Below are 8,703 nucleotides of genomic sequence, written 5' to 3' on the forward strand. Positions count from 1 at the left end.
AAGCCTTAAGGGAGCGAGCTTTCCTCTCGCTCCCTTTTATTATAATTTAACTAAATTTGCACATGGAGGTAAGCGTAGGTATAGTAAAATATGGCCCTATTGTCCTGTTCAGGGGTATCAAAAAAAATCAAAAAGGAAGGGTCGGGTAAACCTCCTGAAGCAAGTTCAGGGGCAATTTTAAAACCGGAGTAAAAGATGAAAATGAATTTAAGGAATAAGTCAATTTTGGTCATGACACTGATTCTAATTTCAGTATTAGGGGTAAATACTGCAGTTCTGATAAAGGGGGTCACTGATCGGTACAAAACTGCCCTTCTTAATAAAACAACAGTAATTGGAGAGGAGATTAAAAGGGATGTAAGTAGGCCTGTGGAAGTAGGTGTACCCATCGAAATTCTTACAGGACTGAATGAGAAGTTGAAAAGGCTAAGCGACGAGAATAAGGATATCGGTTACTCTATGATTGTGGATAGTAAGGGTAAGGTTCTTTTTCATAACAATGCAGATATGGTTGGTAAAATCCTAACTCCTGCAGAAATAGCGGAGATAGAGTCTATAAAGACCGATGAAACTATCAATAGTGTTAGAGGAAATTATTATGAAACAACACTTCCAGTATTTTATGAGAAGAAACCGGTTGGCGTAGTAAAAGTGGCCCTAAAACAGGAAGAGGTGTCAGCCCAGATCTCCTCCATGCTTTTGGGTTCTATAACTGTTGCGAGCATAGGACTTATCATCGTCATCACCCTGGTGGCCTTCTTTATAACAAGATTTATTGCAAAACCTATAACCACCGTTGCCTCTACTGCCCTTGAGATGTCGAGTGGTGACTTTACCAAGACCATAGAGATCAGCTCAAAGGACGAGGTTGGAGAATTAGGAAGGGCTATTAACAGGATGATTAAAAACCTCAGTGAGATAATTAGCAGGTTTAAGTCAACCACCATTAATGTGTCCATGGCATCCGAGCAGATAGCGATGAACTCTAAAAAAATGACTGAAGGTGCCAAGACACAGGTAGATGCCGTTGAGAAGACCGCATCCTCTATACAGGAGTTAAACTCCTCCATCAGAGAGATAGCTGACTCTACAGGGACCCTTTCTAACTCGGCAGTGGAGACATCATCATCCATTCTTGAGGTAAGCGCTTCCATAGAAGGAGTAGCCCAGAGCGCCGATAGTCTTTCAAACGCTATCTCAGAGGTAACGGCCTCCGTAGAAGAGATGGTGGCCTCGGCTGATGAGGGTGCAAAAAGTATGGAGGTCTTAGAAGAGGCTATAGGTGAGACAAGCACAACGATAGTAGAGTTCGATGCTGCCATAGGAACCGTGGCGGATAATGCAAAGGAGGCAACAAGGCTTGCAGATAAGGTTGTTACCGACGCCTCGGAACACGGGATGATCTCAGTAGTTAACGCCATAGATGGGATGGACAAAATCAGAGACTCTGTAAAGAAGGCCGGTGATTCTGTAAACCACCTCAGGGAGAGGGCACACTCGATAAGTAAGATCATCACTTTTATAGATGAAGTAACAGACCAGACCACGCTGCTTGCCCTCAATGCAGCCATTATTGCTGCCCAGGCAGGAGAACATGGAAAGGGCTTTGCAGTAGTAGCAGATGAGATAAAAGCCCTGGCTGAGAAGACTTCCACTTCAACGAAGGAAATAGACACTCTTATACAGACGATCCAGAAGGAAACTCAAGATGCTGTAAATATTACGAAGGAAGGGCTTGTAAGCGTAGAGGAGGGGGGCAAACTGGTTCACAGCGCAGGAGATGTCTTAAGGGGAATCATTAATTCTTCGCAGCAATCCCAGAATGCAATAAAGGGCATAGAAGGGGCAGCAATTGAACAGGCAAAAGGTGTAAGACAGGTGGCTGAGGCAGTTGACAGAATAAAGGATATGATAGTTCAGGTCGCAAGGGCAAGCCAGGAACTCAGGAACGGAACCAACCATATAGAAAAGGTGATGGGGGGCGTGAGTGATATAGCTAAACAGCTAAAGAAGTCCACAGAAGAACAGTCAAAGGGAAGCAAACAGATAGGGGTAATTGCAGATAATACAGCAGAGAAGACCCAGCTTATAGCCAAGGCTACCAATGATCAGAGGTTTGGTAGTGAAACTATACTTAAATCTATTGATGATGTGAGGGCCGTGGCTATGAAAGGAATGGATATAGCCTCGGAGATAGATCTGGCCATGGAGGCACTGAGGAGAGAGGCCGAAGACCTGAAGAAAGAAATTGAGAGATTTAAGATAAAATAGCTTAGCAAAATAGAGGGTCAAGTCCTATTTTGTTCTCCAGATTGTCATTCCTGCCCCGTGTCGTCATTCCTGCGAAAGCAGGAATCCAGAACTTATTGAATTTACAAGAGCTGGATTCCCGCTAAAAGCATGCGGGAATGACACTTATGGTTATTTTAGAGTTTTTCAACAGCCTGCTATTTCTTGCAAAATATCAAAATGAAAGACCTTACTCCCTTAATCCTTTGTTATGGCATTTAACCACTCTTGACCTTTTTGTGCAGATTCAATAGCGCTCTTATGTTCTTTGAACTCATTAATAATCCTATCGAAGGATTCTCTACTTTTTTGAAAATCTTTCAGCATATAATATGCCCATCCCCTTATCGATAAAGCAGCGGCAGCTGTTTCTCTTAGATCAGGATACTTTGATAAAAGGTCGTCTGTTTCGATAATTGCCCGTCGGTAATCATTCAGGTAATAATGATAAATATGGACTATCCCGAGTTTTGCTTTAGCACAGGCCGTTGAATCCTCAGGGAACCAAAAACAAACGGCGTTAAATGCATTTACTTCCTTCTTCCACTGCTTTGATCCCCCACTCCCCCATGTATCAATCGCGTACTGCCACTGTTGCATACCATCTTTTTTCCGCTCTACATAAGATGGAGGAGAAGATTCAAACCATTCAGGTCTTTTCATAGCTTCATTCCAGTCCTGGGCAGGGGTATGAAGATTTTGAACGGTCAGGACTACTAAGGGGATTATGGGAAAAGCATTCTTAATCCCGTGAACTATTATTGGTGAAAGGAGCGTTTTCCTTTTTTCGTAGACTATTACAAGCGCGATACCTATTAAGAAGATCAAGAATCTATTTGCTAAAGAGTATGGATGTATTATTGCAAAGAGCACTGCTTGTATAACCGCTGCCAAAGAGATAGGTAGACGAGTTTTAAATGCATTATAAAGAAATCCCCTAAAAAATAATTCTTCGGCAACAGGGGCAAGGGTAAACCCCATAATAAGAAACAATATCTTTAAAGTGTTGTTAGGTCCATAGTGTATCCATTTCCATTCATCGGTTAGTTTTTCGTTTAGTACTACCTCTATCAATATGGCTATGATGCCGATACAAAAAACTATAAGTAACAATAGGAAGAACGATAGAATTATTTCCTTTAAGAATTGACCTGAGGTGACAGGTTTTAATAAAGGCCAGAATCCCCTTTTTTTGCAAATATAAAGGGGATATAGCAGCAAGATAGCAACGCCAATTAAATTTAAAGGATAATACAAAGAGAAAGAAATCCATGGCCTGTATTTGAAAAAGTCTGAATGGAACAGTATATAGCCGAATGTATCAAATGCAATGAAAATACCTATGCCGAAAATAATATCTTTTATCGGCCAAGGACGATTTGGGTATTGTTTTATGTTTTCAATAGTATCTGTCATACGACTCAAATAAGTTTTTCTTTTGCCAAGTCATACAGCGCTAAACTTTCTCCAATAACTCAAAATATTCTTCCCTGCTAATATTCGCAGTTCTCAGGTTATTCTTAATTATAAATACTGGTACCTCAGGCCAATCAGGTATTACAATAGGTCTTGGTATTCCAGGTTTTGTATAAACATAATGGTCACCCTCAACCCTTACACATTTAAAACCTGCTTTTTCAAATACTTTACGCAGCTTGCTTGAAGGGATAGGAGCTATTTTAGGCATAGAGCTATATACTTACTATCTCTGTTGCGACTAATCTGGGAGGCAGCCATTTACCGCTTGCGTCTTTCTTGTAATTCGCTTCTTCAAGGATGTCTTCAAGAGTTCCCATTTTTTCCGCTTCTTCAATAAAAAGCTTTACAGCAATCTTGAGCATTTCCTTAGCATGCTCTACGGTATTACCACAACTCGAAATATCAAGCTCAGGGCAGTAGGCAACATAAGTCTCATTTTCCTTAAAAACTATAATGTCAAAATCTATTGGTATCATAACTCCTCCTCTTTATAATTGCTTTTAATAATACCTCATTTGTTAAAATGTATCAAATTTTCGGCCTGATTGGTCTACGACTCGTAGAGAGGCATACATTTTTGCCTGCCCCGTTGCTTTAGCTTTACTGGGACAGCCTTTTCCACAGGTAACCCCTGTGATACATCAATCATATAAAATCTCTTGACATAATCCTTATCAATTGTTATGTTATGAAACATGAAAAGTCGAAGCGACTCTGTGCGGAGACCCGCTTCGGGAGGACAGTGACATTAGGCCTAAAACGAGGTTCTTTAACATTAGAATTTTGGTTAGATAGAGTTCATTGCAAAATTAGCATTTCGAATTTAGCATTACAAAGAATGGGGATTGAGAGGAAAGATGGTTACTGCAGCTAAGGATTACTATGAAATACTCGGTGTTGGAAGGGATGCCACTGATGCAGAGATAAAAAAGGCATTCAGGAGGCTTGCGAGAAAATACCACCCTGACCTAAACCCGGGAGACAAGGCAGCCGAGCAGAAGTTCAAAGAGATAAGCGAGGCATACGAAATCCTGAGCGACCCGAAGAAGAGGGCGGATTATGACCGTTTTGGCAAGGCTGTATTTGAAGGCCCTGGCTTTGAGGGATTCAGGCCCTCTGATTTTGGCTTTGATTTTGGCTTTGGTGGTGTTGAGGACATTTTCTCGGATCTCTTTGGCGAAAGGCTCAGACCCAGAGCAGCTTATAAAGGCGCAGACATGGTTATGGGTCTTGAGCTTTCCCTTGAAGAGGCTTTCAAGGGTACTACAAGGCCAATCACAATAACGAGAGAGATTATGTGCAAGACATGCGGCGGTTCAGGGGCCGAAGCATATCAAACATGTGATAAGTGTAAAGGGACAGGAAAGATTCAGACTGCGAGGGGTTTTTTCAGGATGACCCAATCTTGCACATCCTGCGGTGGCACAGGCAGAAAGATTACAAAGGCGTGTAAGGCATGTGCTGGCAGGGGGAAGACTGCTCTAACAGAGACCCTGAATGTAAAGATACCTGCTGGAGTGGACACAGGTTCAATGGTCAAATTGAGAGGCATGGGTGAAGCTGGTGAGGGTGGAGGCCCTGCAGGAGACCTTCACATAGAAATCACAGTCAGGCCCCATCCAGTATTTAATAGAAAGGGTGATGACCTTTATGTTGATGTGCCTGTTACCATTGGCGAGGCTACCCTCGGAGGGAAAATTAATGTGCCGACCATTGATGGCGCAGCATCCATGACCCTGCCTCCTGGCACAGACAGCGGCCAGAAGTTCAAGCTTAAGGGCAAGGGCATGCCAAACAGGTCAGGGGTAAGGGGCGATGAGTTTGTGATTATAAAAATTGTCGTGCCAAAGAGAGTTACAGCCAAGACAAAAGAGGCGCTTCAGGAGGTAGAAAAAGCATATAAATAGTTGTCAGGAGTCGGGTATCAGTTATCAACTGACGACTGGCAACTGACCACTGTAAACTGAGGTAACTATGGTAGATAAGAAAAAACCATTATTCATGATAAGCGTTGTGGCTGAGATGTTTGGCATCCATCCACAGACCCTGAGGCTCTACGAGAGAGAGGGCTTTTTACATCCCAGCAGGGTAAATAGATTGAGGCTGTATTCACAGGAAGATGTGGAGCGTATCGGGATGATATTGAGGCTCACAAAAGAAATGGGAGTAAACAGGGCAGGCGTTGACATAATCCTCAGGATGAGGCAGAGGCTCGATGCCATGCACAGGGAGATGGAAGAAATGATGGACTATCTTGAGAATGATATAAGAAAAAAATTCGAGGAACAGATAAAAAAGGCATTCTTTGAGGAATAAAATTTTGTAACTATTCAGCCAGACTTAAAACAAGATAAAACTTATTTAGCCACAGATGAGCACAGACACAAAAAATAAGAGCAGACAACACTGATTAAAATGAAAAGAATTAAATTTATTAAGTCTGTGTTAGTCAGTGGCAAGAGAAGATGTATGCAGAGGAGGCGATATGAGACCGGATAAATTGACCATTAAAAGCCAGGAGGCTATTGAGAAGGCACAGAGGTTTGCTGAGAAAAAGGGCAATCAGCAGGTGGATATTGAGCACCTGCTTTATGTATTGCTCGAGGAGGGTATTGCCCTTGAGATTATTAAAAAACTCGGGGTTGATACAAAAGCATTAAAGTCAGAGATTGAGACAGAGATTGAGAAGTTCCCAAAGGTCCTTGGCCCGACTCCATTAGGCCAGCTTTATATCACGCAGAGGCTAAAGGACTGCATTGAAAAGGCATTTCAGGAAGCAGAGCATCTCAAAGACGAATACATCAGCGTTGAGCATCTCCTGCTTGGAATAATTGAAACAGAAGGCCTATCACAGAAAATTCTCAAAAGGTTTGGCGTCAACAAAGACAGGATTCTCTCTGCAATGCGTGAGATAAGGGGGACGCAGAGGGTAACAGACCAGAGTCCAGAGGACAAGTACCAGGCGCTTCAGCGATATGCAAGAGATTTAACAGACCTCGCAAAAAAAGGCAAGCTCGACCCTGTAATCGGAAGAGATGAGGAGATAAGAAGGGTAATACAGGTGCTCTCAAGGAGGACCAAGAATAACCCTGTGCTTATAGGAGACCCAGGCGTTGGAAAGACAGCAATTGCCGAGGGCCTTGCCCAGAGGGTCACATCAGGAGATGTGCCAGAGAGCCTGAAAGGCAAGAGGGTTGTTGCCCTCGATATGGGAGCCATTGTAGCAGGCTCAAAATACCGCGGAGAATTTGAAGAGAGATTAAAGGCTGTGCTTAAAGAGATTGAGGACGCAGAGGGAAAGATAATCCTTTTCATTGATGAGCTTCACACACTTGTTGGCGCAGGCGCAGCAGAAGGCGCAATAGATGCATCCAACATGCTGAAGCCAGCCCTCGCAAGAGGCGAGCTCAGGTGCATAGGGGCAACCACTATCGATGAATACAGGAAGCATATAGAAAAGGATGCTGCCCTTGAGAGAAGGTTTCAGCCTGTTTATATAAAAGAGCCCAATGTTGAGGACACCATATCTATATTAAGGGGGCTCAAGGAGCGATACGAAGTCCACCATGGTGTAAAGATAAAGGACTCTGCCCTTGTTGCTGCGGCAGTGCTGAGCAACCGCTATATCTCAGACAGGTTCCTCCCGGACAAGGCAATTGATTTAATTGATGAGGCTGCCTCAAAGCTCAAGATGGAGATAGAGAGCATGCCCTCTGAGCTTGATGAGCTTGAAAGAAAGTTGAGACAGCATGAGATAGAAAAACAGGCTGTAATGAAAGAGAAAGACGAGGCATCAAAACACAGGCTTGAGCGGATTGAAAAGGAGATCGCAGAACTTACAGAGAAGCGAAACACCCTCAAGGCCCGGTGGATGGCAGAAAAGGAGACAATAGAAAGCATAAGGGCTATCAAGGAAGAGCTTGAGAGGACAAAGATTGGATCAGAAAAGGCAGAAAGAGAAGGTGACCTCAACAGGGCAGCAGAGCTAAGGTATGGCAGGCTGCTCGAATTTCAGAAAAAGCTCGATGAGGAAAACAAAAAGCTCCTGAGCAGACAGGCAGAAGGAAGGATGTTGAAGGAAGAGGTTGATGAAGAAGATGTGGCAGAGATCGTCTCCAAATGGACAGGCATACCTGTTTCAAGGATGCTTGAAGGTGAGATTCAGAAATTGCTCAGGATGGAGGAGCGACTCCGCGAACGCGTTGTCGGACAGGATGAGGCAATAGAGGCAGTTGCCAGTGCAGTCAGAAGGGCAAGGGCAGGAATCCAGGATCCAAACAGGCCAATAGGCTCTTTTATCTTTCTCGGACCTACAGGTGTAGGGAAGACTGAACTCGCACGTGCCCTCGCCGAGTTCCTCTTTGATGATGAAGGTGCAATGGTGAGGATAGACATGTCAGAGTATCAGGAGAGGCACACAGTATCAAGGCTCATAGGCGCACCGCCTGGATATGTCGGTTATGAAGAGGGAGGCCAGCTTACAGAGGCAATAAGGAGACGGCCGTATTCTGTGATACTGTTTGATGAGGTGGAGAAAGCACATCAGGAGGTCTTCAATCTCCTGCTGCAGCTTTTAGATGACGGCAGGCTCACAGATGGACATGGAAGGACTGTGGATTTCAGAAACACGGTTGTGATAATGACATCCAACATAGGAAGCCAGCACATCCAGGAAATGCTGACTACATGGGGCAATGAAAACCAGATACGGAAGGGAGTTATGGAAGACCTGAGGCAATTTTTCAGGCCTGAGTTTTTAAACAGGGTTGATGAGATAATTATATTCCACGCCCTGAGCGAGGAGCTGCTCCTGCAGATAGTGGACATTCAGCTCAACCGGATGAAAAAGTATCTGACGGAAAGACGCATTGACCTGAGCCTCACAGAAAAAGCAAAGGCATACATCTCAAAGATTGGCTATGACCCTGTTTATGG

At 43.7% G+C, this 8,703-nt stretch carries 7 protein-coding genes; 4 read left to right on the top strand and 3 right to left on the bottom strand.

Annotated features, from left to right (window positions below; all coding sequences use genetic code 11):
* Positions 1 to 195 precede the first annotated feature (195 nt).
* Positions 196 to 2,271: a HAMP domain-containing protein gene (locus HZC12_03095; protein ID MBI5025713.1), complete on the top strand. Its 2,076-nt coding sequence runs from the start codon at positions 196 to 198 to the stop codon at positions 2,269 to 2,271.
* Positions 2,272 to 2,487: 216 nt separating this feature from the next.
* Here the strand turns inward: HZC12_03095 and HZC12_03100 are convergent, their stop codons facing one another.
* The 3 genes from HZC12_03100 to HZC12_03110 are packed head-to-tail and all read right to left on the bottom strand — an operon-like array spanning position 2,488 to position 4,244.
* A complete protein-coding gene (locus tag HZC12_03100; protein MBI5025714.1) occupies positions 2,488 to 3,705 on the bottom strand; it encodes a CPBP family intramembrane metalloprotease in 1,218 nt (405 codons plus the stop codon).
* Positions 3,706 to 3,745: 40 nt separating this feature from the next.
* Positions 3,746 to 3,976, bottom strand: a complete 231-nt coding sequence (locus tag HZC12_03105) for a type II toxin-antitoxin system HicA family toxin (protein MBI5025715.1) — start codon at positions 3,974 to 3,976, stop codon at positions 3,746 to 3,748.
* 4 nt (positions 3,977 to 3,980) lie between these two features.
* Positions 3,981 to 4,244 carry a type II toxin-antitoxin system HicB family antitoxin gene (locus HZC12_03110; protein ID MBI5025716.1) on the bottom strand — a complete coding sequence of 88 codons (264 nt, stop codon included), beginning with the start codon at positions 4,242 to 4,244 and terminating at the stop codon, positions 3,981 to 3,983.
* A 381-nt stretch (positions 4,245 to 4,625) separates the two neighbouring features.
* Here HZC12_03110 and dnaJ point away from each other — a divergent pair, with 381 nt between their 5' ends.
* From dnaJ to clpB, 3 genes are all read left to right on the top strand, one after another.
* A complete protein-coding gene (gene dnaJ, locus HZC12_03115) occupies positions 4,626 to 5,675 on the top strand; it encodes a molecular chaperone DnaJ (protein MBI5025717.1) in 1,050 nt (349 codons plus the stop codon).
* A gap of 67 nt (positions 5,676 to 5,742) precedes the next feature.
* Complete coding sequence (locus HZC12_03120; GenBank protein ID MBI5025718.1) at positions 5,743 to 6,084, top strand: MerR family transcriptional regulator; 342 nt, start codon at positions 5,743 to 5,745, stop codon at positions 6,082 to 6,084.
* A 169-nt stretch (positions 6,085 to 6,253) separates the two neighbouring features.
* The coding region (gene clpB, locus HZC12_03125) for an ATP-dependent chaperone ClpB (protein MBI5025719.1) at positions 6,254 to 8,703 on the top strand (2,450 nt) is incomplete at its 3' end.

It is taken from the genome of Nitrospirota bacterium, assembly GCA_016214385.1.
GTDB lineage: Bacteria > Nitrospirota > Thermodesulfovibrionia > UBA6902 > JACROP01 > JACROP01.